Raw genomic sequence first — 26,648 nt, 5'->3', positions numbered from 1 at the left:
ATTTTTTTATATTAATCCAAGATGTTTTAAATCGAATATGAGATAAAATGTAATTAGAACTAAATAAAAAGCTATTAATCAGAAATCAATTCTAAATTAATAGCTTTAAAATGTATTTAAAAATTATATATGCGTAGTATCCACATTAGTACGTTTGGTGTGGTACTAAATTACATGTCCCTAGTTGTTGTGTCAAAGACTGGATGTGATCATCTTTGATATATTCCTTAATCATACGTTTTTGATACATTACATGCGATAACGCCTCATATTCCATACTAAATTGAATTTTATCTCCAACTTGATAAAAATCTTGGTTGCCTAAATCAATCATTAAGTGATCACTTGTCGCCCCTAAAATAGTAACATGATGATTTAACGGTGTAATTTTATCTATTACTGTATCAAGATAGCCAATATCTAAAATCGCTTGAAGATAGCATTGGTGATTTTCCTTAGCTAGTCGTGGTTTTATTTCAATAATTTCCGCTTCTAATGTAATCGCATCTTGAAATAGTCTGGGAATCGCTTGATAACTTGTTGTATCTACACCTCTAAATAACGCTTCACCAATTCTTAGTTCATTGATACGTCCTAAATCGTTATACATTAATTGAGGAAGCATACTTGAGTTTCCGCCTGAGATTATCTTTAATCGAAATCCTAATTCATGTTCAATTGCACTTACAAATTGATTCATAGCATAAATATCATCTTCTGTAGGTGCTAAAGATTTAAAGCACATAAAGTTAAATGAAATACCAACTAATTGAATGTGGGTCATCGTTATAATTTCTCTAATATATTTAAGAATGTCATAAGTTAATACGCCCTCACGACCGTCTTTCCAATCTATCATCAACATGATTTGATGTTTATGGTTAAGCGACTTGGCAACCTCGTTCAATATTCTTATGGTCTGAATTTCTGTCTGAATACTCATTTTTACTGTTTTAATAAGTTGTTCATATTGTGCTTTTGCAGTAGGTCTTAATAAAAGATAGCTACACTTATCATTAAATTCTACATTAATATTATCTAATCTTGATTCAGCAAAATGATTGAATCCTGCATCTATCAATGTTTGTATGATTTGCGTGTCTCCCGCGATACACTTAATGACAGGCGTGAAATGGATATCATGCTCGTCTAACAAATTTCCTAGTGCTTCTGCGTTATAAGCAATTTTTGATAAATTAATATTAACATGCGCCACTTATTTCACCTCTTTGTATATCGGATTATCAAGTTCTACATTTAAATATTTTTTCACTTTATTCTCCATTCGCATTCGCAATAATGCTTTAACCGTAATCTTAGGACCAAATAGTACGCGCTTTAGTGCATTAGCATGCGGTTTGGTATCATCAATTGCTCGTTCTATTTCTCCTTGTACAATTTCAAATAATTCCAGTTCACTTATATTTTCTTTTTTTGAAAAGTGATAAATTAATTCAGCAAATTGATTTTGTACAACAGCATGCTGAAATTTAGCAATCACTTCTTCAATAGAATCTGCTAATAAACTCTGGTTTGTGATTTCAATATGCTTTAATTGCTTAGATAATGTGTCTAGATGTATACGGGATCCACCCAAATCTCTAACCACAAAATTCATTTGAAATTCAGGTCCTAGGTTAACGATTGTATTTTGCATATGTGCTTCAAGTGCTATGCCATATTGTTGAATAAGCGCGATTAATGGTGTTACTAGTTGTTTACTATAAATATGCATAAATCGTTTAATACTCGCTCTATCTACCTGGCCATTAACCCATTCTATGTAACTATCTACAGTTATCTCGTCATCAATTGGATTAGGATTAACTAATGCCCCCGTTACAATTGTAGAACCATTATTAGCTATATAAGGTTTATCTCTAATAATGCAAGCGAGTTGGCGTGCATTGTCTTCACCTGTATTAGCATAAATACCGTACGGTTCTATCGCAACTTTTAATTGAGCGTATTGATTTAGAACAGTGTGTAAGGACATACTTAATTTTGGTCCATCTACAGTAGTTACGCTTGATACTGTCCTAATTGCGCTTGTTGCCTGTACTTCTACAGGTAATTTCACGTGATACGGTCGATCAATTAAAGCCATGGTTCTAAATGATAGCGTAGCTTTTGAATCAATTTCATAAGGCGTTGTGACTAATATTTTATTATCAATCCATTCTTTAAACTTTTGATATATCGTATGTTGATATTGCCAAGGATGAACAATTATAATCACATAATCATCAAATGCGATATCTAAAGACTGCGCATACATACGTAATCGTGAAGCATATTCTGGTATCAATTCATGCAAAATAAAATCATTATCATCATCGATGCTGGTTACTACAGCATAATCCTTATGTAAAAGCATTATGTTCAATGGTATCATTTTCTCAAACTCTGGAGCGTATGCTTTAACTTCCTCCATGGTAAGCGGTAATTTGGTTTTAGTAAGCGGATGTGTTGGATGACCTTCAATCACAAGACTCTCAGAATATAATAAATCATCAATATCAGTGCTATCATTTAAATGTTGTAACCACGCAAAAAAGTTCAATGTCGTTGGCATACCTGAAAATTGCATACTCGCTTGAATGTGATGCTTCCGATTATTAAATTGTTTATATACCTCTATAAAACTATCTCGACTATGAATCACTTCAGCTCTCAAATGCGGACTTATTGTAATATTAAAATGTTGTACTAGTATATCCAACAACTCTTCTAAAGATGTGATTTCAACATGTTCACTTCCGCAATCAAATGTGATAGGACCCTCAAATTCATAACGAGCCATTAAACTCATTCGTTTAAAGTGGATAGTAAGGATACATCCATGAAGTTGTACTTCAAGTTGATCATCAAATGACGTTATAATCGTGTTTTCAGTCCATATTGACTCTTTAATCAAAGCGTTCAATATACGATATTGAATATTTCTATCTGCTTTTTGCCATTCATTTTGTATCATAGTTACTCCTCCACTTTTTTGGTTGTTGTAATAAATATACGATTAATGCCACTGTCAATGTAAATAATCCCATGACAATAAAAGTATTCATTACACCAACTAATTCTGATAATGATGTCATTAGCAAGCTTCCTAATGGAATCATACCTCTATCCATCATGACAACACTGAGTATTTTCCCGCGATCTTCAGGGTTAATATTTTCTTGAAAATAAATTCGATTAGATGTACGTGCAAGTTGGCTAAATAAACCTACAAGTGCCATGCTCATAAACATGGCTACTACATTATGTATGACAACGCCCAATAAAGTGATACCAAATAAGCATGAACTCAAATAATACATATGGACAGTGGTTATTTTTTTCAAAATAATTGGAAGTAATAGTGTCGCTATCATTCCGCCAATGGCACAAAATGTCATCGCAATACCGAATATTTGTGATTTACCTGGAAATACATCATGTACTAATACTGGAACTAATGTCGTATATGAAAAACCAGTAGCCATGATGATTAATGATGTGATAAATATTTTAGAAGCTTGCATATTATTCTTAAAGTATTCCCAAACAAACTTTACCGAAAACGCATTATGCTCTGATTTTTCATCATCATACTTCTTGAAATGCAATGGTAAGCAAAACAACGTTGCGATTAAGTAGCATAAAGCTTGAGTAAGAAATGTAACAGGTGCATGGTAAGCAGCTAGTAACACACCCGCAATCGCAGGGCCTATTGAACGACAAATATTGATTATAAATGAGTGATACGAAACTGCTTGACTTGTATTTAAACGCTCAGATAAGTCAGGCAGTAACGCTTGTCTCACCGGTGTTTCAACAGCATTTAATATACCTCTAAGCGTTGCATAAATTAATATAATAACTATCGAAATATCTTTAATTGATATTGTACACATCCATAGTAATGTCGTGACAATAAAAGAACTCGAGATGGTTATCCTAAGTAGTATACCCCTATCATACTTATCCGCAATCGAACCCGCCCATACACTTAGTACTAAAATCGGGACGAGTCGGCAAAAATTAACTAAGCCTAAGTACACTGCGTTATGATAGTTAGTAAGTACGTACCAGTTTAAACCAATTTGTCCTATCCAATTACCTAGAAATAATAAAAAGGAACTGGAGAAGAAAAATTTCGCCAAAGCGTTTCACCTACAAATTTATAATTGATAATGAATATCATTATCGATATTATGGATTATACAAATCTTTTATATTTTTGTAAAATAATTTTGAGGTGTCGTATGGATAAATTAATTAATATACATAATTCAAATATTAACCTAACCGAAGAGGAAGTATACGCATATCATTATCTAACTCAAAATATGCCACATTTAATTAGCTATTTTGAAGATAATTTAATGTGTGCTAGAGATAAAATTTCTCAACGATTAATTACTTCTTTACATAGAGAAAACTTGGTGAATGCTAAAAATCATAGTGATATCCTATTTCAAAACGAAATAAATCACTCGCCTTTTAAAAATAATAAAAACATTTTACGCATTCATTTTCCTGAATCTAAAACTTATTTATATGCCCAAATTGAAGGTACACATACATTTGGACGTATTGATGTGATCGGCCCATTTTATATTTCTGAAGACTGTATTACATTTAAGCGCCTAATACATCCAAACGAAGTATTAAATTATATTCTCTCAGAGAAACCAGAATTAGATAATTCAGCGAGTAAACAATTTAAAGATGATATGGATAACAGTGTCGCTAATATGGCATTAGCCTTAACATATCAAGCTTTTGACATGCGTGATGCAACTCAACCCTTGTGGGAATTAATTCGTACTGCGAAAGATAGTTATTTACGTTCTGAGCAAGCAGTGATTGAAGGGCATCCGCTTCATCCCGGGGCTAAGCTACGTAAAGGACTTAATCCAAAGGAAACCATTCAATATAGTTCTGAATATGGTAATGACATTCATTTAAAATGTGTACTGATACATCACAGTATCGCAAATACACAATCTTTAATGGCTAACTACAATAGCGAAATCCAAAAACATTTCCCTGAATTATACTCTGAAATTTCTCAAGAAATATCAGACATAGATAATTTGGAGGATTATCATGTTATGGTGATTCATCCTTGGCAATTTGACCATATTTTATTACAAGACTATGCGGATGAATTAGAATCACACTTAATCATTCCATTACCAATTGTAATTCCATATTATGCAGGCTTATCATTTAGAACGCTGATGCCTAAGTTTCCAAACACTTTGCCACATATTAAATTATCTACCAACGTACACATTACTGGTGAAATAAGAACGTTATCTGAACAAACAACACATAATGGTCCACTCGTTACAAAGATATTAAATGATATTTTATCTAACGATAGCGATTTTGAACCTTATCGAATAGATACGCTTGATGAATTATGTGGTATTCATTTTTACAACTCTAACGATAATACCCATATTCAAACCGACCGCAGTGAACAACTGGGTACACTTTTCAGAGAAAACATTTATAATCTTATCGATCAAAATACAATTCCTATCATTCCATCAAGTTTGGTCGCAACTTATAAATACAATGACGAACCACCTATCATTAGTTTAATTAAACTTTATAAACAGACACATCTTCACGAAAGTTACGAAGCAGCTGCGAAATCATGGCTAATAGATTATGCGACTCAATTATTAGGTATTGTTATTCCACTATATGCGAAATATGGTATTGCTTTAGAAGCACATTTGCAAAATTCAATTGCGACTTTTGCTGCAAATGGTACTTTGCAAAAAATCTATATACGTGATTTTGAAGGCCTACGTATTGACGAAGCGTTGCTTAATGCGCGTGGTTATGCGACAGAGGATTTTCATGAAAAATCAAGAATTCTTACAGATTCTAAGACAACTGTATTTAATAAAGTGTTTTATTCTACTGTTCAAAACCATATTGGAGAATTAATACTAACTATAGCTAAAACAGTGAATGAGAAGCAATTTGAAAATGATATTTGGCGAGATATTAGTCAAGTACTTCAAAAAATATTAAATGGTATAACAAATATAAGTACAACTCGTATTAATGAAATTGCTGATATTATGTTTGATGATCAAATAGATTATAAGTGCGTAACTACGATGCGATTAGAAGATGAAGCACATCACTATACCTATATTAAAGTTGATAATCCATTACATTAATATTTTAAATAATGAGCCACATGAACAAGTCTTTTAAGACATGAATTCATGTGGCTTATTTGATTTTATGATCATTTTTGAAATAAAAAAACCTTAAGATGATGACACACCTTAAGGTTAAAGTATTACCTTTAATACTATTGTAAACCTGATCTTTCAGAGTTGTTGTTATTATTGTTATTGTTGTTGTTTTTTTCGTTTTTTTGTTGCCATTCTTTTTTAGTCATAACATCGTCAACTTGCATGTTAACTTCAACAACTTGTAAACCAGTAATATATTTAACTTGTTCTTTAACTAATTCAGTCACTTTACGGAAGATTTTTGGAGCTGATTCACCGTATTCTAAAATAACTTTTAAGTCTACTGCTGCTTGTTTTTCTCCTACTTCAACAGAAACACCTTGTGTTACGTTGTTGCCACTAGAGAAAGCGTTAGTGAAGTTATCAGCGAATCCGCCTTTCATATCTAAGATACCTTTAACTTCGCGCGCTGCAATACCAGCGATTTTTTCAACAACTTCATCTGAGAAAGTTAATTTGTTTTCAAAGTGTTGTTGTTCATTTTGTTGTCTGTTTTGTTCAGCTTGTTTTTGTTGTTCTTCTCTTTCTTTTTCATTAACTCCAGTTTGGTTATTATATGCGTTTTTAGCTTGATTATCTGCCATAGTACATTCTCCTTTATAATTCTATTTTTATTTTTTATTACTTAATTTTTTAGTTATATGAATTTTTAAATAGTAGGTCTAACTCCATCTATTTAAAAAATTCATGAAATCCTGTGTACGGTCTTTAATATACCCAACACCAATTCCGATTAAACATAATACAATGATTAAAACTGTTTTCCAGAATCCTAAAGTTAGGAATAAGATTGCTATAATTAAAAATGCAAAGAAACCAATGATACGCCATTTATAAGACTTAATGAAATCAATAATTTGTTGACCTGCATCTTGTCCATTTTGATTGTTATTATCAGCCATGTTATCCCTCCCTTATAGAACACGTTGTCCTGCAGTTTTTTGATCTCTGACATTTACTTCAAGTTTTCTTACTGGAATCTCAGTAAAATGTTCAACATTTTGTTTAATGTCAGCTCTAATGCTTTCTGTTAATGATTTAACTTGCACATCATTTGGTACTAAGAAATCAGCTTTAATATCAATAAATGATTTATTTTTCTTATTATAAAGCTTAGATACTACGTTTGGTTGTCTAACTTGATCATACTTAGTTAATGTATCGTAAGCTGATTTTTCAACTGCTTTTCGAGATACATAGATATGACCATCATCGTAATCTTTGTATAATCCTGGTTTTCTATATGTTGGTTTAAAGATGCTGAATACCAATATTAGACCTATTAATATAAGTAGAGCAGCTAAACCAATTAATAGCGGTTGGAACCAATTGAAATGTAAGAAGTAGTCTTGATATTTTGTTATGCGACTATCTTTTATGTACATAAACAATAGGAATCCAACAATTGCAACTATTAATAGGCCGAGGATAAAGTTTTTTAATCTTTTCACCTCGTATGCACCTCCTCAGTAATTGTTGAATTTTTATTATTATAGAAAATAGTTACCCTTTAAATATTTTTTAAAACATAAATCCATATTTATTAATTCATTTATTTAAAAATTTATTAAAGTTTACTTTCTGGTTAAATATTCCCAAATTTTGCTCAATGAAAACATGAAAGTTATAAATATTTTTGAACATTTTTATGTTTTAAACATTTATATTGTGAAACGCTATTATGCAATAAATGATTACTAATCGTCTATATTGCTAAAAAAGATGTCTATTCTAACTCTTAATTTGAGAGAAAGAATAAACATCTTTTTGTACTACTGTATAGGATTGATTTATAATCCGACGTTTTTATTCAGTTACATTAATGACCAATTTACCTATCATCGTATTAGATTCTAATATTTGATGTGCTTTATATAAATGTTCGGCTGTTAATCCATCAATCGTTCTTGTAGCTGTCGTTTGATACACACCTTGTTCTACCTTTTCGGCAATATCTTGTAAATAATTGTGATGTTTAATCATGTCTTGAGTATAATTTAAAGGTCTCGCAAACATAAATTCATGTGTAAATTTAAGACTCTTAGGTTTTAAGGCATTTAAATCTTGTTTCTCCTGAAAAGCAACAATTGTAGCTATATGCCCTAGTGGTTTAACAATGTCAATCATCGTATCATAGTACATATCAGTATTAAATGTACAGAATACATAATCAACTGCTTCAATATCATACTTATCAAGCTGTTCTTTTAAATCTTCTTTATGATTTAATACGACATCGGCACCCATATTTTTCGTCCATTCTACTGTTTCATCACGTGAAGCAGTAGTGATAACTTGCAGTCCATATGCCTTAGCAATTTGAGTAGCTATACTTCCAACGCCGCCTGCACCGTTAATGATAAGTAATGTTTGACCATTATTATCTTCAGGATTTTGAGAAATTCCAAATACGTCAAATAATGTTTCTGAAGCTGTGATGCCAGTTAATGGCAGACTGGCTGCATCTTCAGCAGTTACATTTTGTGGTGCCTTCGCAACTAGACGTTCATCAATAATTTGATATTCAGCATTTGAGCCATGTTGATCAGGTGACCCAGCATAAAATACGATGTCTCCTTGTTTGAACATACTCACATCTGAACCAATCGATTCAACACGACCAACGGCATCAAAACCAAGTACTCTAGGTACAGACGCAACCTCAGTCATACGTTGTTTGGTATCAACAGGATTGACACTAATCGTTTGCACTTTCACTAACAGTTCATGCTGTTTCAGTTTAGGTATTTCTAAATCATATTCTTTAAATAAATTACCCTCTTCTAATTTAAACGGCTTTTCGAAACCAATTGTTTTCATAGTGCATTCGCCACCTTGTATGTATTATTATTCAGTATAATATCCTAAACACTTTCATCGCAATAAACGTGCTTTACATTTATAATATCAATGATTCTAAATTTAAGGCATTGATGGAAGGAGTACATATAATGAAATTAAGTATATTAGATTATGTACCCATATTTGAAGGACGTAGCGCTCATGATGCGTTTAATCATAGTATTACTTTAGCACAAACAGCTGAACGTCTTGGCTATACGCGTTATTGGGTCGCAGAACATCATCACGTACCATCAGTAGCGTCAAGTGCACCTGAAATGGTTATGATGATGTTATTAGAACAAACATCAACTATTAGAATTGGTAGTGGCGGCGTGATGTTACCACATTATAGTGCATATAAGGTTGCTGAGCAGTTTAAAATTATGGAAGCACGTCACCCTCATCGACTTGATATAGGTTTAGGTCGCTCACCTAGTTTCAAAAATGTAAACGAAGCACTGAATGAATTTAAAACTAAAAAACCGGAATTAGATCAACAAATCGACGACTTAAATAAATACTTTCACGATGATACTGAAACGCCTCATCGTTTTATGTCATTGACTGCTTCACCATTTATTAATAGCTACCCACAAATGTTTATATTAGGTATGAGCGAGCGAAGTGCAGATTTAGCCGCTAAAAAAGGATTACCATTGGTTGTTGCACGTATGGGGCAACCTCAAAGCAAACTTGAATCTATCATAAACTATTATCGTCAACAATTTACGCATTATCATAATAAATCCAGTTCTAATAAACCGTATGTTATTTTAGCAACGTTTGTAGTAACTGCAGATAGTATTTCTAAAATCAATGATTTATTGGATGCATTACATTTATGGTTATTACGTATTAATTACTTAAACCAACCTGCAACTTATCCCTCAATTACAACTGCACAAGAACGTCAATACAGTGCAAGAGAGCTTGAGAAAATAGCACAAGATAAAAGACGTATTGTTAGTGGTTTACCAAGTGAAGTTGCACAACAATTAGTAACACTACAACAAAACTATGATGTTGATGAAATGATGATTTTACCTCATGTTTATGGAGAATCTAGTCGTATTAATTTGATTGAACAATTAGCCCAAAATTATTTTTAAGATGCTTAAAGAAAAGCTTGGGATACATTAAAAATAAGGTACTTTCGTATAATTTAATAATCATTACTAAACTAAATTAACGAGGTGCCTTATATACATATCTTGCCTCAACTAATGGAAATTTCATTACCTATCCCCACTAATTATATTTCGCGATATATTCTTTAATTAAATTATTTATTCCATAAAAATTGGATGATTTCATTTGCAACTGCTTTATTTTCATGTAGTGCACTGTGTTGTGCGGATTTCCCAGTATATTTAGATTCTTTATAAGTTTTTGGACTATCGCCTAAAAGATATTTTAAAGATTTTGAAGAACTGTTTGAAACTCTACCATCCGAATGTGTGCCATCTTGTAAATCACCATAAATATTTAAAACTTCTATTTTTTTGCCTTTATAAATATCTTTTAATCCCAATAATTCTTTATAATTTTCATTCATTTTACTAGGTTTACCATTTTTATCTACACTAATCTCATTTACTTTTTCATTTAAATTTAAAATACCGTTATATGTTCCAGCAATATTAACTTCTTTTTGTAATTTAGGTAGTCTTTTATCATCACCATAGTTTTTCATAAAATAGGCAAATGACATGTTTCCCATAGAATGTGCAACAAAATTATATTTATTAATACCATATTTTGATTTCATTTCCGACAATACATTTTTAATATTATTGGCATTTTGCGTAGTGTCTCCATTTTTATTATCTTCAAATATGATTTTAATAATAGGATGTTTGGCTTTTTCAGAGATATTACCTTTAAAATTCACTGTACCATCTGATGCTACATTGGCGACGACAACATCATTCGTAACGCCTTTCTTTACTGCTTGATTGACCATATATTTTTCAGAATTATTTGTACCGCCGTAACCATGCATAAATAAGGTAGCGACACGATCAGTTTTACCTACGTGTGAAGCTGGCTTTTCATTTGATGATTGTTGACAACCAGCTAAGCAAATAAGTGTCAGACATAATATAACCCATAAATTTCTACTCTTTTTTATATTCATAATGATATACTCCAATTTTTTAATCTATACCTAAGTATATACGACTGTCTAAAAATTACCATTATTTAAAAATACATAAAAGCGGTTTAGCCCATTTTTAAAGTCTAAACCGCTTCACTAAACATCATGAATTATTTAATTTCTTTAGATTTTGCTAATTCTTTATACCAATACGCGCTTTTCTTAGGATAGCGTTCTTGTGTCTCAAAGTCGACATAGAATAGACCATAACGTTTTTCATAGCCGTTTGACCAAGAGAATACATCCATTAATGACCATATGAAGTAGCCTTTCACATTTGCACCATCACGAATTGCATCCGCAATCACTTCAAGGTGTTTCTTCACATAATCAATACGTGCATCATCATCTACAGTTTTACGTTCTTTATCAAATACATCTTTGTAACCTAAACCATTTTCAGTAACATAGATTTTATGATAATTAGGATACTCTTTTACCACTCGCATAATTTGATCATATAAACCTTGAGGATAAATCATCCAATCCCAATCTGTACGCGGTACATCAACATCAAATTCACGTTGCCCTACACCTTTAAGTTGGTATTTAGAGCCACCTTTATCGCCAGTAGCGTTATGCGTAATTTCAGACTCACCTTCATAACCTCTCATCCAATCACTCATATAGTAATTGATACCTAAGAAATCATTTAAATCTTTAGCTGCATCTAAAATTTTATAATCTTCATCTGGTATTTCTAATTTTCCACCGTTAACAGATAAGATGTGTTGAACACCTTCCATTGTCTCGCGAGAATATTTACCAAGATAAGTTGCATCTAAGATAAACTTATTGTGAATAATATCTTCTAACTCTGCTGCTCTTACATCTTCAGGATTAGTTGGATCATACGGATATTTTGTTGGCAATGCATGTACTACACCGACCTCACCACTATAGCCATTTTCTTTAAACAACTTAACCGCTCTAGCATGAGCTACCATCATATTATGATGTGATTGGAAAACTTTAGCAAAGTCATATTTAATTCCTGGTGGGAATTTACCTACTAAATATTGACCATCACCAATTGGCCCGATTTCATTAAATGTCGTCCAATAATTAACTTCTGAAAATTCCTCAAAACAGAATTTAGCATAATCAACAAAGTAATCAATTGTTTTACGATTTAAGAAATCACCATCACTATGCAATGTTTCTGGTGTATCAAAATGATGTAATGTTACAAATGGTTCGACATGGCGTTTATGGCACTCTTTAAATAAATTATGATAATATTCTACGCCTTTAGGATTTACCTCACCATACCCATTTGGAAAAATTCGTGACCAAGCAATAGAGATACGAATACCATTCACACCAAATTGTTCACTAAGTTTTAAATCAACTGGATATTTGTTATAAAAATCACTCGCTGGTTCAGCTGTATACCAATAATTTTCTTCAAGATAGGTGTCCCATGCTACACGACCTTTTCCATCTGTATTCGTCGCACCTTCTGCTTGATAAGCTGCTGTTGCACCACCAAAAATAAAATCCTCTGGTAATTTTTTCATTATACATTCATCTCCTAATTATTTTTCAAATTGTTGTTGAACGAAGTCTAATGCTGCTTTGCCATCTCGTGTTAAATTAATGTATTCTACTCCTTGTGTTTTAGCTAATTTGATTCCTAATCGATCAGTATCCTGTTTAATATCTTCATAATTTGAAGCTACTTGTGGTGCTAAAATGATTAAATGATAGTCTTTCATAATATCCATATGCGCACCATAACCACCGGCTGCTGCTTTTACAGGCACATCATATTCTTCTGCTGCTTTATTTAAAGCATTGGCTAATAAACCACTTGTTCCGCCACCGGCACATAATACAAGGACATTGGTTTGTTCAGTAATTCCACTGTTATCACTTTGTGATTTAGTTTGATTATCTTCTTCTGTATGCGCTTCTTGAGATGTTTTATTAGGTTCAGTTGCTTCATTTGCACCTGCTGTGGCTAAAATCGCGTCTGCTTTTTTCGTATCGAAGTTTGCAGAAACTTTATCTTGTAATTCAGTATTTGCTTCTTTATTTCCTAATTCTTCTTCAAGAATTTGTTCATCGTATACTTTGACAAACGGATAATAAATAATCACATCTACTACAATCAAGACGATAGCTAATACGAATGACCAAAATGCAAAACCAGTACCCATCACGATACCTAATGGACCAGGTGTAGTCCAAGGTAAGAAGATACTAAAACTGTTCATTCCAAGTACGTCTACAAAGAACTTAAAGATCCATACGTTTGCGATTGGCGCAAAAATAAATGGAATAAAGAATACAGGGTTTAATACTAAAGGTGCACCAAATAAAATGGGTTCGTTTACACCAAAGAATGTTGGAACCACGGATGCTCTACCAATCGCTTTATTACGTTTCGATTTCGTTAGCCACATGAACATAAATGGAACGACTAAAGTTGCACCCGTACCACCCATAGTTACAACAAACATTTGCGTACCTGGTGTAATAACATTGTTTGCATGTTCACCAGCTTGAATTAAATGTAAGTTTGCTTCTAAGTTAGCGTATGTGATAGCTGCAATCGCTGGTTCTACAATTGATGGACCATGAATACCAACAAACCAGAAGAATGCAAAGGCACCAAAGATAATTGTTACACCAACCCAACCATCAGCAGCTGTAAATAATGGTTCAAATAATTTTAAAATACCATTTGCAACGTTAGTATGTGCTGTAGCTCTCACAATTAAATCTAACGCGTACAAAATAATGATAACTGCTGACAATGGGAAGATATCTTTAAATACCTGTGAAATATTTGGTGGTACCTCTTTGGGCATTTTGATTGTAATATCACGTTTAATAAAGAAGTTATAAACAATGACTGTAACAAATGCTGATAAAAAGGCTGTTAATAAACCTTTTGTACCCATGAATGCACTTAAGAATCCACCATCTTTTACAGGATCAGCTGCAAGGAATAAAAATCCACACATTGCTGCCATCATCGTAGAAATAAAGTTAATTTGATTTGTTTTGTCTAATTTACGGTTAAATGAATCAGTTAACGATTTGGCAGTGGTCCCGGCGACAATGAAACCAACAATTCCCATTGTATAGTTATAAGGTTTCATTAAAATACCTTCCATTGTCTTACTCCAAGTGAATCCAAACACGTTAGGTACGTATGTGATTAAAATGAATATACTTGAAAATAAGATAATTGGAATTGCTGCAATAAATCCATCACGAATTGCTCTTAGATAAATATTACGAGATATTTTTTCGAAGAACGGTTTTCCTTTTTCTATCCATGCTATTAACTTATTCATAAGGGTCAGCTCCCTCTTCTATATAGTTCTATCAGATGTTTCATTAAATCTTTCAACAATAATGTTGTCATTAAATGGTCTTGACCATGCATCATTGTGACACTATAAGCAATATCATCACCTTGTGCTTCTTTAGCTAATAAACTTGTTTGAGCTTTATGTGCATTAGCGATACATTCATTGGCTTCTTCGGTTAATTGTTCAGCTTTATCCAATTCACCATTTTTTGCAGCTGTCAATGCTTCTAATAATTTTGAGCGCGCATCTCCTGCATATGCTACGATTTCAAAGCCAAGTAATTGTACTTCTTCTCTGTTCATCCTATTAACCTCCCCAATTATCTAGATTTCCATGAAGTTGCTGTAGTTTCTAATACTTTATTTAAATCATCAATATTTTTAAATCCAGTTGTACGTAACCATTCACGTGCTGCTTCTTCGCCTTGTTCGATATAAACTTTTACTGCTCCTGACCAAGTTGCACGTCCACAAAGTACACCGTTGAATTTAGCACCAGCTTCGTGAGCAAATTTTAAAGTTTCTTGGAATAACTCTGCTGACACACCTGCACTTAAGTAGATATATGGTAAGTTTGTTGATGCATCTTGATCACGGAAATATTGTGCTGCTTCTTCATTGGTATATACGACTTCTCCTTCAGCGAATCCTTCAACATAATTCATATTGACTGGCACTTCAACTTTCAGTACATCTACGTTGAATCTTTCTTCTGAGAATAATTTCATCGCTTCATTAACTTTACGAGGTTTTACTTTTGCAAATTCTGCACTTTTATTATCCGGAATATTATCATCATATGTGAGTACTTCTAAGAAGAAAGGAATATCTTCAGCTACACATTCTGAACCAATTCTCTCGATATATGCTTGTTTCTGTACGTTTATTTCTTCAGCATCATCAACGTCGTAATATAATAAGAATTTAACAGCATTGGCTCCTTGCGCTTTCAAACGTTTTGCTGACCATTCAACTAAGCAGTCTGGTAAACGCCCCTTCGCATTGACGTCGTATCCAGTTTTTTCATAAGCAAGTAAGAGTCCACATGCTTTATTACGTGCATCAGAAGCTGGTAGTCCATACTCAGGATCCAATAGAATAGAAGAGGCATATTGCGTTAATTCTTCAGAAACTAATACTTTTAAATGTTCAATTTGTTCAACAGTTGGTTCTTCAGTTTGATGTTCAGCCATCATTCTTTTCAAGGCACCGCGTTGGTCAAAGGCTAATGCTGAAATGACACCTTTATTGTTACTTAATGCGCTAATTGATGCTTCTTTTTGTTGTGATTTTGTCATGAATTACACCTCTATAACTTCAATTTGTTTGAAAATTTCGTCAAATTTATTTAAATTTATATGTCCAGTTTTACTTTCCATTGCATTTAATACGCCAAAGGCATTGGCTTTTTTAAGTAAGTCTATATCAGTATCGTGATGAACTAATCCAGATGTAATGCCTGCAACCGTTGAATCACCAGAACCTACAGGGTTTACTACTTTCACATTAGGAATATTGACTTTATAATATGTTTGATGATGCTTAGCGAATGCACCATCACTACCTAAAGAAACAACAATCCATTCAATACCATCAAAGATGGGTTGATTGACCGCTTCCTTTAAGCTATCAATATCGCTGGTTATGTTCGCATTTAACAATTGCGTCAATTCGTCAATATTGGGTTTGATTACTGTCGGTTTACTGTGACTAAGTAATGCATCTAATAATGATTGACCTGAACTATCCAATACTGTAGGAATACCTTTGTCATTTGCTAATTTAATTAATTCAGCATAATATTCAGAACTTAATCCTTTAGGCAAACTACCTGATATCGCTAAAGCCTTAGTGTCTTTAAACAAATGATTAAGATGTTGTTCGAAACCTCTAGCTTCACTTTGAGTAATCGTTGGACCCTGTTCTAATATTTCAGTTTGTTGTCCCTCATGTAGAACTGCAATACAGTTACGTGTGTCACCTTCAATTTTAAAAAATGAATGTTTTATGCCCGACTCATCGAGTTGGTGTTCAATAAATTCACCTAGTTTACCACCTAAAAAGCCACTTGCTAATACATCTTCACCAAATTCAGATAATACGCGAGTAACATTGAGGCCTTTACCACCAGCAGTTTTACTGGTCTCCGCTACTCGATTAACCGTATCTAGATTCAAAGATTTTAAGGGATATGATATATCTACAGAAGGATTTAAAGTTAATGTTAATATCATCATGCGTCACCCTTAGTCGTGGTATTCACCGTTGTTCCATTTTTCTAAGAATTCATCAAAGAAATGTGAATCAGCTTGTTTATCGTTATGTGCTTCTAAATGTTCAATTTTAGCGATTAATTTTTTATTTTCTTCGGTTGGTTTATATTCTGCTTTAATAAATGCATCTACAATATCAAAGATAAATAGTTCACCAACAATTTTGCCTCCAAAGCTAACAACATTTGCATTCAACTCTTCTTTTGAATAAAGTGCAGTTGTCATATCACGAACTAATGCAGTTCTAACGCCAGGTACTTTATTAGCTGCATTACTAATTCCAACACCTGTGCCACAAATACATACGCCTAATTCTGCTTCGCCACTCGTTACAGCTTCTCCAACTTTTTTACCAAATATTGGATAGTGTGTTCTCGTAAAATCATATGTTCCTACGTCGATGACTTCATGTCCTTGTTCTTTTAAATGTTTAGAAACTGCCATTTTTGTATCTGTTACGATATGATCGCAACCAATTGCTATTTTCATTTTTACATCCTCCTAATTAGCACATTTTATTTAACATATCTACGCGGATTTGGTGACGTCCACCATCGTAATGTCCATTAACAAATTCTTTAGCTACATGTTTCGCTAACGTATCACCAACAATTTCTGATCCCATTGTTATCATTCGAGCATTATTATGACCACGTGTCATATAAGCAGAACGTTCATCAGATACTTCTGCTGCAATCATGCCTTTGACTTTCGTCGCAACCATGAAGCTACCCGCACCATACGCGTCTATCGCAATTCCTAAATTGTTATCATTTTTTTGTACTTCTTGTGCAACTGCTAAAGTTGCATCAACAAAGTCTAAGTCTTTACCATCTGTTACATCCAACACATCATGATTATTTTCTTTTAAAAATGTTTTAACGACATCTTTAAGACGTTTACCGTCAACGTCTGAACCAATAATAACTGTCATACCGATTCTCCTTTTTAATAAAAATTAGTAGATTCACATATATGTGTATTTATTACTTTTGAAAAAGCGCTTTCAAATCTTTATGTTTAAATTATAAACATAAACAAACAAATAATCAACACTTATTGTTTGAATATTGTTTGATAATTAGTTGTTTTAAACAAATTAAACTATATTTATGTTTAATCAAACTTTTATATACTAAAAAAATCTCAAGATTGTTTAAAATAAACAATCTTGAGATTTATGGCATCTATTATTAAATTATTTCTGTATGCAATTTTAATTTTTCAACATTATCTTCATCATCATTATCAATAACTATGGCAGTTAAATCTTCTAATTTACATAATTGTGTAAAGTCTTCTTTACCTATTTTTGAAGAATCTATAAGTAAATAGGTTTCAACAGAACGTTCTAAAGCAAGTTGCTGCGTGTACGCTTCATCTACCGTCGAAGTTAGTACATCTGCCTCTTTTATACCATTACAACTAAAGAACATCTTACTAAATCGTTTCGTCTTTAGTAATGCGTTGGCCATTTCTCCAACAAACGATTCTGTTAATTCTCGCATTTCCCCACCCAGTAAATAAACTTTAAAATCAATAGATCTCTTCTCAAATAATATTTTAAATACTGGAAAGCAATTTGTAATTACGGTGAGTGATTTCAAATCCATAATTTCTGCTAAGCACTCTATTATAGTACCTGGTCCGAGGAAAATAGTATCATCTTCTTCGATAAGTTGAGCTGCTTTACGAGCAACTTTACGTTTTTCTTCTATATTTTGCGTGTGTTTTTCTTGATGTGATTTCTCTTTAAATTGAAAGATAGAATTACTTCTAGCCCCGCCGTGTATCTTAGTAAGTAAGCCTTTCTCTTCTAGTTCAGCTAAATCACGTCGCACCGTCATATCTGAGACATTAAGTTCTTCAACTATCTCATTAGTTCTGACGGTTCCTTTTTGGTTTACGAGTTTAGTAATCTCATCTAAACGATCGTATTTATTCATTCAATTCCTCACTTCCCACATCATTTTGTAAAGTATCGACAAATCAGACACTTAAACGTTATAAAGATTTTCAGCGCATTTTAATTTTATACTATTCCCTGTGTGAACTCTAACATTTTTTAATTAACTTACTTTCAATCTAAATTGTTTAAAGAATATTTTTCTAGAAAATAACTTTGAAAATATGTTGTAATAGGTATGTAAGTATTATTAAACTTAATTCTATCAAAATTTAGAAACTAAATGTGTATTCGGAGTGTTATATATGAGTAATAAAATAGAAAAGTTGAAAGATATTGTAGATAAATCAAACAAGATCGTCTTCTTTACTGGTGCAGGCGTTTCTGTTGCAAGTGGCATACCTGACTTTCGATCAATGGGTGGTTTATTTGATGAAATTTCAAAAGATGGCTATTCCCCAGAATATTTATTGAGTGTCGATCATTTAAATGATAATAAAGAAAGCTTTATTGATTTTTATCACAAACGTTTACTAGTAGCAGATAAAAAGCCAAATATTGTGCATGAATGGATTGCAGAACTTGAAAAAGAAGGCAAATCTCTAGGTGTTATCACACAAAATATCGATGGCTTGCATGAAGATGCAGGAAGCCAACATATCGATGAGATTCATGGTACATTAAATCGATTTTACTGCATTAGTTGTGGGAAACCATATACGAAGTCGTATGTCATGGAACATGAATTAAGATATTGTGAAGAATGTGGTGAAGTCATTCGACCTGATATCGTCCTGTATGGTGAAATGTTAGATCAACCAACAGTCTTTCGTGCTTTAGATAAAATACAAAAAGCAGATACAGTTATTGTGTTAGGTTCATCATTAGTCGTACAACCGGCTGCTGGTTTTATTTCAAACTTTACTGGCGAGAATTTAGTCATCATTAATCGAGATAAAACCCCCTATGATAGAAAGGCAGATTTAGTCATTCATAATGATATGACAGAAGTAGTTGAAGAAGTATTTAAAAAGTAAATATATTATTCGAAAAGCGCGAGACTTAATTGATATTCTTGCTCTTTAAATACAAAAAAGCACTTCTCGTAATTGAGAAGTGCTTTAATCGTTCTAATGGAACACAAATTGCTGACGCAATTTGCGTACTGGACTTGTAAGCAAACAAGTTTGCAACAATTCCAGCATTAACGTTTTGAGAATTGTGGAGAACGACGTGCTTTTTTTAGACCTGGTTTTTTACGTTCTTTCATACGTGGGTCACGAGTTAATAGACCTGCGCGTTTTAATGAACCTCTGTATTCAGGATCTGCTTCTAATAATGCACGAGCGATTCCGTGACGGATAGCTTGAGCTTGTCCAGTGAATCCACCACCGTGTACGTTAACTAATACATCGTAGTTACCTTTAGTTTCTGTAACATCAAATGGTTGATTTAAGTCTAAGATTAATGATTCGAATGGTAAGTACTCACGTACGTCACGTTCGTTCACTGTGATATTACCTTCACCTGGTACTAAACGTACACGTGCTACTGAGTTTTTACGACGGCCTGTGCCTCTATATTCAACTTGTGCCAATGTAATTTCCTCCTTCTAATTAACCACGTAACTCGTAGTTTTCTGGTTGTTGTGCAGCGTGTGGATGTTCAGCGCCACCATATACAAATAATTTTTTACCTTGTTTTTCACCTAAACGTGAACTTGGTAACATACCTTTGATAGAAGTTTCAAGTAAACGTTCTGGGTTATTAAGTTTTAATTCACCAGCAGTTACTGATTTTAAACCGCCTGGGTGATTTGAGTGACGATAGTAAATTTTATCTGATTCTTTTTTACCAGTTAATTCGATTTTTGAAGCGTTGATGATGATTACATAATCACCGCTGTCAACGTGTGGTGTATAAGTTACTTTATTTTTACCGCGTAAGATAGCTGCTACTTCTGATGATAAACGACCTAATGTTTGGCCTTCTGCATCGATAACATACCATTTGCGCTCAATGTTTGATTCATTTGCCATAAATGTTTGACGCATAATAATTGTCCTCCTAAAAATAAATGCTTCGTCTTAGATTGCAGGTACTCATCGCAGTCGAACCTACTGCGAACGAGGCCCACAATCTAGTAATTCTGTTACGAGTTCAAAGCGTAAATGTTCATTTATTTTATTCCTGTATAATCTGCTTATATATCTTGTAACACAATAAGTTTCCGGGGCTTATCGTGGGGTGGATATAAAACAATACCGTTAACTATGTTATATTTTATAGTACGTTTTGTCAATGCAAATTAATCATTTTCTAATGATTTTTTACGATGAATTTTAATATTGTCGCCAAAGTCCGCTGTTAAGGCTTCTGGCGCTAAATATATCTTCTCTAAATAAAGACCTTCCGCTGGAGCTGTAAACGGTACATTATCACGATCCTTTGCTTCAAGTAAGTGTGGTACATCGTCTGGTTGACGTTTACCTTTTCCTACTTCAATTAAGAATGCTACTAAAACACGTACCATGTTATATAAAAAGCCTGAGCCAGTTACGATGTAGTCAAAACCTTCTGTAGTTCGTATAATCTCACTTTGATATAACGTTCGCTCTTTACTTTCAACTTCAGTTTTTTGCGAACAAAAACCAGTAAAGTCATGCGTTCCGATAAAGTATCGCGCAGCTTCATTCATCTTATCAATATCTAAATCGTCTTTAATAAATGTTTTTAATCCACTTTCAAAAGGATTACGATGGTCAGCTTGATAGACTTTATAGCGGTAACGTTTACCTACACAGTCATAGCGACAATGAAAGTTCTCATCTACTAGCTGAACATCTTTAACATAAATATCATCAGGTAACGCACTATTCATCGCATATTTCCATTGATGTGGGTCAATATTCAAGTCTGTATCAAAATGAAAATATTGCTCATATGCGTGCACACCACGATCTGTCCGACTTGATGGATGTATACGAACGTGTCGTCGATGCATACGCTTTAGTATTTTTTCAAATTGTTGTTGTACTGTTCGTCCTTGCTGTTGTATTTGAAAGCCCAAGAACTGACTTCCTTGATATGAAATATTAACGAGTAGTCGCATTTAGTTACACTCCAATATATTTTAAAGCAAATAATACAATAGCAATTGGGATAATACTTAATAAACTCATAGTATCACTAACATGCCATTGTAACTTCCTAAAACTCGTCCGTTTGATATTAGCGTCATAGCCACGTACTTCCATCGCTATTGCTAACTCTTCAGCTCTCTGAAAAGCTGAAATGAATAAAGGTATCATAAGTGGCACAAATGCTTTAATACGTGTCATAAGACCACCTGAACTAATTTCAGAACCTCGTGATTTTTGAGCTAAAATAATTTTATCTAATTCATCCATTAAAGTTGGAATAAATCGTAATGCTATTGACATAATCATACTTAGTTGATGTACGGGTATTTTATTTGGTAGGTATCTACCTATAATGAGTTTATTCTTCATGAGACTGCCACTCCTGATACATCTCTACAAATTCTTCTTCTGATAATGCTATATCATTCAATTTGGTATGATGTTTTGCTTCAAAATCATGTTGTAATTGTACTATGTCTGGTAATACAATATGCCAGTCTTTTAATTTATCAATTTGTTTAAATAATTGTCGAGGTGCAATTTGCTCTACTATCGTTCCCTCTTTCATAACAATGATGTCTTCAGCATATTTGGCTATGTCATTCATATCATGAGATACAAGTATAATGGTTTTATGTTGCTCTTCCTGAATCTTTTTAAATAAAGTCATAATTTGCTGTCGGCTTTTAGGGTCTAAGCCAGCTGTTGGCTCATCTAAAATGATAATATCTGGATCCATTGCTAATATAGATACAATTGCTATTTTGCGCATTTGACCGCCAGACATTTGAAATGGTGATAAAGACATAATATCTCTTGGAAACCCAAGTTCAATCAGTAAATCAAATGCTTTTTCTTTAACTTCTTCGATATCCATGCCAAAGTTTTTAGGGCCGAATTCAATTTCTCGCTCAACATTATCTTCAAACAATTGCGATTCTGGAAATTGAAATACAAGACCGACTTTTTTTCGAATATTCCTAATATATTTATCTTTCGTTTTGGCTGTGATCATTAAGTTATCAAATGCTATATGACCTTTTGTTGGTTTTAATAATCCATTAAGGTGTTGAATTAGCGTAGACTTTCCACTACCAGTTTGCCCAACTATGGCATAATACTTCCCTTGTTCTAAAGTAAGATTAATATGTTTTAAAGCTTGATATTCATAAGGTGTACCTCGTTGATACGTATAAGAAACATCTTTAAACGTAATTGTCATAGCTTACTTACCAACCTTTCATAGGTTGTATATGTTTCACCAAATCCTAAAAGTTGATTCATTTTCATTGAGAAAGGTATGTCCAAGCCAATTTCTTTCAAGCTTGTTATATCATTAAATATAGATTGTGGTGATCCTTCTTTATATACTTGCCCTTGATTCATTACGATAATGTGATCAGACTCCATAGCCTCTGATAAGTCATGTGTGATTGAAATAATAGTTACATTTTTGTCCTGTTTAACATTTCTAATTAATTGAATTAATGATTGTTTTGCTTGAGGATCGAGCATCGAAGTAGCTTCATCTAGAATAATAACTGATGGACTTAGCGCTAATACGCCAGCAATAGCTACACGCTGTTTCTGTCCACCAGATAATGATTGCGGTTCATAATCTGCATAGTCTGACATACCCACATCTTGCAGCGATTGTGATACAATATCATGCATTTCTTCAGTAGGCACCGAGTGATTCTCAAGTCCAAATGCCACATCATACTTTACTATAGATCCAACGAATTGGTTTTCAGGATTTTGAAATACGATACCAATATGATTTCTCACATCTTTCAAATTTTCTGAGTTAATACGTTGATTTTTGAAATAAATATCACCACTAGTTGCGTTTTCAATACCAACAATGAGTTTGGCAATGGTAGACTTTCCTGAACCATTATGGCCAACTATCGATGTCCATTGATTTTGAGGGATAATGAATGAAACATCTTTCAGTGTGAAGGCAGCGTCACCTTGATATTGAAAGTCGATATGTTTTAATTCTAAAATATTTGAGTTATTTGCCTTCACATGATTACCCCCTAAATGAATTTACTAATATATTTTACATGATAATTAACATTCTGTATATCTATGTATAGATATTAACGTGTATATAAAAAGAGACATCGACTTGTAAGTCATGTCTCTTCCAATGCAGATGATATCCAAACGGATCTTATCTAGATTATTATAAAATAAAAAAGCGCGCACCCCATCATATTTTAGTTGAGTTCACGCTTTGTATAATATTTAATTGATGGGGCACTCTGAGCTAGACAATATTTGTATGTGGCAAACATTATCGTTGCACTCATTTGCTTTAGATATAAGTAGTTAGTGTATTTATATTATGAATTAATCTACTAATTCGATGATAACTGATTCAGCACCGTCACCACGACGAGGACCTACTTTAAGAATACGAGTGTAACCACCTTGACGTTCTGTATAACGTTCAGCAATTTCACCGAATAATTTTTGAAGTGCAGTTTGTGTAGTTTCATCTTCGTTTAAGATTTCAACATTACGTAATGTTTTTGCAGCATTACGACGAGAAGCTAAATCTCCTTTTTTACCTAAAGTGATTAATTTCTCAACAACACTGCGAACTTCTTTCGCACGAGCTTCTGTAGTTTCAATACGTTCACTAACGATTAGTGATGTAGCTAAGTCACGTAACATAGCTTTACGTTGATCAGAAGTACGACCTAATTTTCTGTAACCCATGAGTTGACCTCCTTTAACTTATTAATCTTCTTTTCTTAAACCTAATCCTAAATCTTCTAATTTATATTTAACTTCTTCAAGAGATTTACGACCTAAATTACGTACTTTCATCATATCAGCTTCAGATTTATCAGCTAATTCTTGAACAGAATTGATGCCTGCACGTTTTAAACAGTTATATGAACGTACTGATAAGTCTAATTCTTCAATAGACATTTCAAGCACTTTTTCTTTTTGGTCTTCTTCTTTTTCAATCATGATTTCAGCATTTTGAGCCTCATCAGTAAGACCAACGAAAATGTTTAAATGTTCAGTCATAATTTTAGCAGCTAATGATACTGACTCTTGTGGCGTAATTGAACCATTAGTCCAAACATCTAAAGTTAATTTATCAAAATCACTACTTTGACCTACACGTGTATTTTCAACTGTATAGTTAACACGTTCAACAGGTGAGTATAGTGAATCAACAGGAATTACACCAATTGGTAAATCACTAGTATTATTTTGTTCTGCTAATGCGTAACCTCTACCCTTGTTAGCAACAAGACGAACTTTTAAATGTCCACCATTAGACACTGTTGCGATTTTAAGTTCTGGATTTAGAACTTCAACATCACTATCATGAGTAATGTCACTTGCAGTTACTTCGCCTTCATCTCGAACATCGATTTCTAATGTTTTATCTTCTTCAGAATAGATTTTTAACGCTAATTTTTTAATGTTCATAATGATTGTAGAAACATCTTCAACAACGTTATCTATAGCTGAAAATTCGTGTAAAACGCCTTCAATCTCAATGTACTTAACGGCTGCACCTGGTAATGAAGATAGTAGGATACGACGTAAGGAGTTTCCTAGTGTAGTACCGTAGCCACGTTCTAGTGGTTCAACAACGAACTTACCGAATTTAGCATCTTCACTAATTTCAATTGTCTCAATTCTAGGTTTTTCAATTTCTATCATTTACAAAAATCCTCCTTATTTACGTCGACTTAATTTTTAAGTGTTTCGCTCAGTGACCTGTAACAATAACAACTATTTAAAAATTAGACACGACGACGTTTTGGTGGACGACAACCGTTATGTGGAACTGGAGTAACGTCTCTAATTGCAGTTACTTCTAAACCAGCAGATTGTAATGCACGAATAGCAGATTCACGACCAGGTCCAGGTCCTTTTACTGTTACTTCAACAGTTTTTAAACCATGTTCCATAGCTGATTTTGAAGCTGTTTCAGAAGCCATTTGTGCTGCGAATGGTGTTGATTTTTTTGATCCTTTGAAACCTAATGCACCAGCTGATGACCAAGATAAAGCATTACCAAATTCATCAGTGATAGTTACGATTGTATTATTGAATGTTGAACGGATGTGAGCTACACCATTTTCAATATTCTTTTTAACTCTACGTTTACGAGATACTTGTTTACGAGCCATTTATATTTTGCCTCCTTTACCTATTATTTTTTCTTGTTAGCTACAGTTTTAACTGGGCCTTTACGAGTACGAGCGTTGTTTTTAGTTTTTTGACCACGAACTGGTAAGCCACGACGGTGACGGATACCACGGTATGAAGAAATTTCCATTAAACGTTTAATGTTTAAGTTTTGTTCACGACGTAAGTCACCTTCAACTTTATAACTGTCAACAACTTCACGAATACGACCTAATTCGTCATCTGTTAAATCTTTTACACGTGTGTCAGCTGATACGTTAGCTTCTTCAACGATTTTTTGAGCTGTTGAAGTACCAATACCGTATACGTATGTTAATGAAATAACAATGCGTTTTTCACGTGGGATATCTACTCCTGCAATACGTGCCATATATATTTACACCTCTCTTTTATTAACCTTGTCTTTGTTTGTGCTTAGGATTGTCACAAATTACCATTACTTTACCTTTACGTTTAATGACTTTACATTTTTCGCAAATTGGTTTAACTGATGGTCTTACTTTCATTTTTATACCTCCCTATATTATGGAGTGACG

General features: G+C 33.2%; 29 protein-coding genes and 1 pseudogene. 3 read left to right on the top strand and 27 right to left on the bottom strand.

Features of this window, described 5'->3' with window-relative positions:
* Window positions 1-145: 145 nt before the first annotated feature.
* From HYI43_04050 to HYI43_04040, 3 genes are read right to left on the bottom strand one after another with little or no spacing between them, the layout of a single operon-like run.
* On the bottom strand, window positions 146-1,216 hold the full coding sequence (locus HYI43_04050; GenBank protein ID UDI77767.1) for an alanine/ornithine racemase family PLP-dependent enzyme: 1,071 nt from the start codon (window positions 1,214-1,216) through the stop codon (window positions 146-148).
* Entirely contained in the window at window positions 1,217-2,977 is a 1,761-nt protein-coding gene (locus HYI43_04045) for a siderophore synthetase (protein ID UDI77766.1), read from the bottom strand.
* Complete coding sequence (locus HYI43_04040) at window positions 2,964-4,148, bottom strand: MFS transporter (GenBank protein UDI77765.1); 1,185 nt, start codon at window positions 4,146-4,148, stop codon at window positions 2,964-2,966. The genes HYI43_04045 and HYI43_04040 overlap by 14 nt, the downstream gene beginning before the upstream one ends.
* Window positions 4,149-4,250: 102 nt before the next feature.
* Here HYI43_04040 and HYI43_04035 point away from each other — a divergent pair, with 102 nt between their 5' ends.
* Window positions 4,251-6,194: a sialic acid synthase gene (locus HYI43_04035; GenBank protein ID UDI77764.1), complete on the top strand. Its 1,944-nt coding sequence runs from the start codon at window positions 4,251-4,253 to the stop codon at window positions 6,192-6,194.
* 137 nt (window positions 6,195-6,331) lie between these two features.
* On the opposite strand, the gene HYI43_04030 is transcribed toward HYI43_04035, so the two are convergent.
* The 4 genes from HYI43_04030 to HYI43_04015 all read right to left on the bottom strand — a co-directional run bounded on the left by HYI43_04030 (window position 6,332) and on the right by HYI43_04015 (window position 9,095).
* Window positions 6,332-6,859, bottom strand: coding sequence for an Asp23/Gls24 family envelope stress response protein (locus HYI43_04030; protein UDI77763.1), 528 nt, complete (start codon window positions 6,857-6,859; stop codon window positions 6,332-6,334).
* A gap of 78 nt (window positions 6,860-6,937) precedes the next feature.
* A complete protein-coding gene (locus HYI43_04025; protein UDI77762.1) occupies window positions 6,938-7,177 on the bottom strand; it encodes a DUF2273 domain-containing protein in 240 nt (79 codons plus the stop codon).
* Window positions 7,178-7,189: 12 nt separating this feature from the next.
* Window positions 7,190-7,726 carry an alkaline shock response membrane anchor protein AmaP gene (gene amaP / locus HYI43_04020; GenBank protein UDI77761.1) on the bottom strand — a complete coding sequence of 179 codons (537 nt, stop codon included), beginning with the start codon at window positions 7,724-7,726 and terminating at the stop codon, window positions 7,190-7,192.
* Window positions 7,727-8,081: 355 nt separating this feature from the next.
* Complete coding sequence (locus HYI43_04015; protein ID UDI77760.1) at window positions 8,082-9,095, bottom strand: zinc-binding alcohol dehydrogenase family protein; 1,014 nt, start codon at window positions 9,093-9,095, stop codon at window positions 8,082-8,084.
* Between the two features lie 131 nt (window positions 9,096-9,226).
* Here HYI43_04015 and HYI43_04010 point away from each other — a divergent pair, with 131 nt between their 5' ends.
* On the top strand, window positions 9,227-10,228 hold the full coding sequence (locus tag HYI43_04010; protein ID UDI77759.1) for an LLM class flavin-dependent oxidoreductase: 1,002 nt from the start codon (window positions 9,227-9,229) through the stop codon (window positions 10,226-10,228).
* A gap of 173 nt (window positions 10,229-10,401) precedes the next feature.
* Here HYI43_04010 and HYI43_04005 read toward each other — a convergent pair whose 3' ends face one another.
* The 9 genes from HYI43_04005 to HYI43_03965 all read right to left on the bottom strand — a co-directional run bounded on the left by HYI43_04005 (window position 10,402) and on the right by HYI43_03965 (window position 18,821).
* Window positions 10,402-11,256, bottom strand: a complete 855-nt coding sequence (locus HYI43_04005; protein ID UDI77758.1) for an alpha/beta hydrolase — start codon at window positions 11,254-11,256, stop codon at window positions 10,402-10,404.
* A gap of 131 nt (window positions 11,257-11,387) precedes the next feature.
* Window positions 11,388-12,800: a 6-phospho-beta-galactosidase gene (gene lacG / locus HYI43_04000; protein ID UDI79264.1), complete on the bottom strand. Its 1,413-nt coding sequence runs from the start codon at window positions 12,798-12,800 to the stop codon at window positions 11,388-11,390.
* A 15-nt stretch (window positions 12,801-12,815) separates the two neighbouring features.
* The gene (locus HYI43_03995) at window positions 12,816-14,585 is read right to left on the bottom strand and encodes a PTS transporter subunit EIIC (protein UDI77757.1); all 1,770 of its coding nucleotides are present in this window, start codon (window positions 14,583-14,585) and stop codon (window positions 12,816-12,818) included.
* Between the two features lie 5 nt (window positions 14,586-14,590).
* Complete coding sequence (locus HYI43_03990; protein ID UDI77756.1) at window positions 14,591-14,905, bottom strand: PTS lactose/cellobiose transporter subunit IIA; 315 nt, start codon at window positions 14,903-14,905, stop codon at window positions 14,591-14,593.
* A 17-nt stretch (window positions 14,906-14,922) separates the two neighbouring features.
* On the bottom strand, window positions 14,923-15,900 hold the full coding sequence (gene lacD / locus HYI43_03985; protein ID UDI77755.1) for a tagatose-bisphosphate aldolase: 978 nt from the start codon (window positions 15,898-15,900) through the stop codon (window positions 14,923-14,925).
* 3 nt (window positions 15,901-15,903) lie between these two features.
* A complete protein-coding gene (locus HYI43_03980) occupies window positions 15,904-16,836 on the bottom strand; it encodes a tagatose-6-phosphate kinase (protein UDI77754.1) in 933 nt (310 codons plus the stop codon).
* 12 nt (window positions 16,837-16,848) lie between these two features.
* Entirely contained in the window at window positions 16,849-17,364 is a 516-nt protein-coding gene (lacB, locus tag HYI43_03975) for a galactose-6-phosphate isomerase subunit LacB (GenBank protein UDI77753.1), read from the bottom strand.
* A 16-nt stretch (window positions 17,365-17,380) separates the two neighbouring features.
* Complete coding sequence (gene lacA, locus HYI43_03970; protein UDI77752.1) at window positions 17,381-17,809, bottom strand: galactose-6-phosphate isomerase subunit LacA; 429 nt, start codon at window positions 17,807-17,809, stop codon at window positions 17,381-17,383.
* A gap of 259 nt (window positions 17,810-18,068) precedes the next feature.
* Complete coding sequence (locus HYI43_03965; protein UDI77751.1) at window positions 18,069-18,821, bottom strand: DeoR/GlpR transcriptional regulator; 753 nt, start codon at window positions 18,819-18,821, stop codon at window positions 18,069-18,071.
* 265 nt (window positions 18,822-19,086) lie between these two features.
* Between HYI43_03965 and HYI43_03960 the strand changes: the two genes are divergently transcribed.
* A complete protein-coding gene (locus HYI43_03960; protein ID UDI77750.1) occupies window positions 19,087-19,818 on the top strand; it encodes an NAD-dependent protein deacylase in 732 nt (243 codons plus the stop codon).
* A gap of 167 nt (window positions 19,819-19,985) precedes the next feature.
* On the opposite strand, the gene rpsI is transcribed toward HYI43_03960, so the two are convergent.
* From rpsI to rpmJ, 11 genes and pseudogenes are all read right to left on the bottom strand, one after another.
* On the bottom strand, window positions 19,986-20,384 hold the full coding sequence (gene rpsI / locus HYI43_03955) for a 30S ribosomal protein S9 (protein ID UDI79263.1): 399 nt from the start codon (window positions 20,382-20,384) through the stop codon (window positions 19,986-19,988).
* Between the two features lie 13 nt (window positions 20,385-20,397).
* On the bottom strand, window positions 20,398-20,835 hold the full coding sequence (rplM, locus tag HYI43_03950) for a 50S ribosomal protein L13 (GenBank protein ID UDI77749.1): 438 nt from the start codon (window positions 20,833-20,835) through the stop codon (window positions 20,398-20,400).
* A 254-nt stretch (window positions 20,836-21,089) separates the two neighbouring features.
* A complete protein-coding gene (gene truA, locus HYI43_03945) occupies window positions 21,090-21,893 on the bottom strand; it encodes a tRNA pseudouridine(38-40) synthase TruA (GenBank protein ID UDI77748.1) in 804 nt (267 codons plus the stop codon).
* Between the two features lie 4 nt (window positions 21,894-21,897).
* Window positions 21,898-22,254: pseudogene (locus HYI43_03940) on the bottom strand (energy-coupling factor transporter transmembrane protein EcfT).
* Window positions 22,255-22,282: 28 nt separating this feature from the next.
* The gene (locus HYI43_03935) at window positions 22,283-23,146 is read right to left on the bottom strand and encodes an energy-coupling factor transporter ATPase (GenBank protein UDI77747.1); all 864 of its coding nucleotides are present in this window, start codon (window positions 23,144-23,146) and stop codon (window positions 22,283-22,285) included.
* Window positions 23,143-23,955 (bottom strand): energy-coupling factor transporter ATPase, encoded by an 813-nt coding sequence (locus HYI43_03930; protein ID UDI77746.1) that lies wholly within the window; start codon window positions 23,953-23,955, stop codon window positions 23,143-23,145. Before HYI43_03930 ends, HYI43_03935 begins: the two co-directional genes overlap by 4 nt.
* 327 nt (window positions 23,956-24,282) lie before the next feature.
* Window positions 24,283-24,654 carry a 50S ribosomal protein L17 gene (gene rplQ / locus HYI43_03925; GenBank protein ID UDI77745.1) on the bottom strand — a complete coding sequence of 124 codons (372 nt, stop codon included), beginning with the start codon at window positions 24,652-24,654 and terminating at the stop codon, window positions 24,283-24,285.
* Between the two features lie 21 nt (window positions 24,655-24,675).
* Window positions 24,676-25,620: a DNA-directed RNA polymerase subunit alpha gene (locus tag HYI43_03920; protein UDI77744.1), complete on the bottom strand. Its 945-nt coding sequence runs from the start codon at window positions 25,618-25,620 to the stop codon at window positions 24,676-24,678.
* Between the two features lie 83 nt (window positions 25,621-25,703).
* Window positions 25,704-26,093, bottom strand: coding sequence for a 30S ribosomal protein S11 (gene rpsK, locus HYI43_03915; GenBank protein UDI77743.1), 390 nt, complete (start codon window positions 26,091-26,093; stop codon window positions 25,704-25,706).
* 23 nt (window positions 26,094-26,116) lie between these two features.
* A complete protein-coding gene (rpsM, locus tag HYI43_03910) occupies window positions 26,117-26,482 on the bottom strand; it encodes a 30S ribosomal protein S13 (protein UDI77742.1) in 366 nt (121 codons plus the stop codon).
* Between the two features lie 22 nt (window positions 26,483-26,504).
* A complete protein-coding gene (gene rpmJ, locus HYI43_03905; protein UDI77741.1) occupies window positions 26,505-26,618 on the bottom strand; it encodes a 50S ribosomal protein L36 in 114 nt (37 codons plus the stop codon).
* Window positions 26,619-26,648: the final 30 nt, after the last annotated feature.

This window comes from Staphylococcus taiwanensis, from assembly GCA_020544305.1.
Taxonomy (GTDB): Bacteria; Bacillota; Bacilli; order Staphylococcales; family Staphylococcaceae; genus Staphylococcus; species Staphylococcus taiwanensis.
The sequence above is the reverse complement of the archived record's forward strand: the minus strand, read 5'-3'. Positions and strand labels throughout refer to the sequence as shown.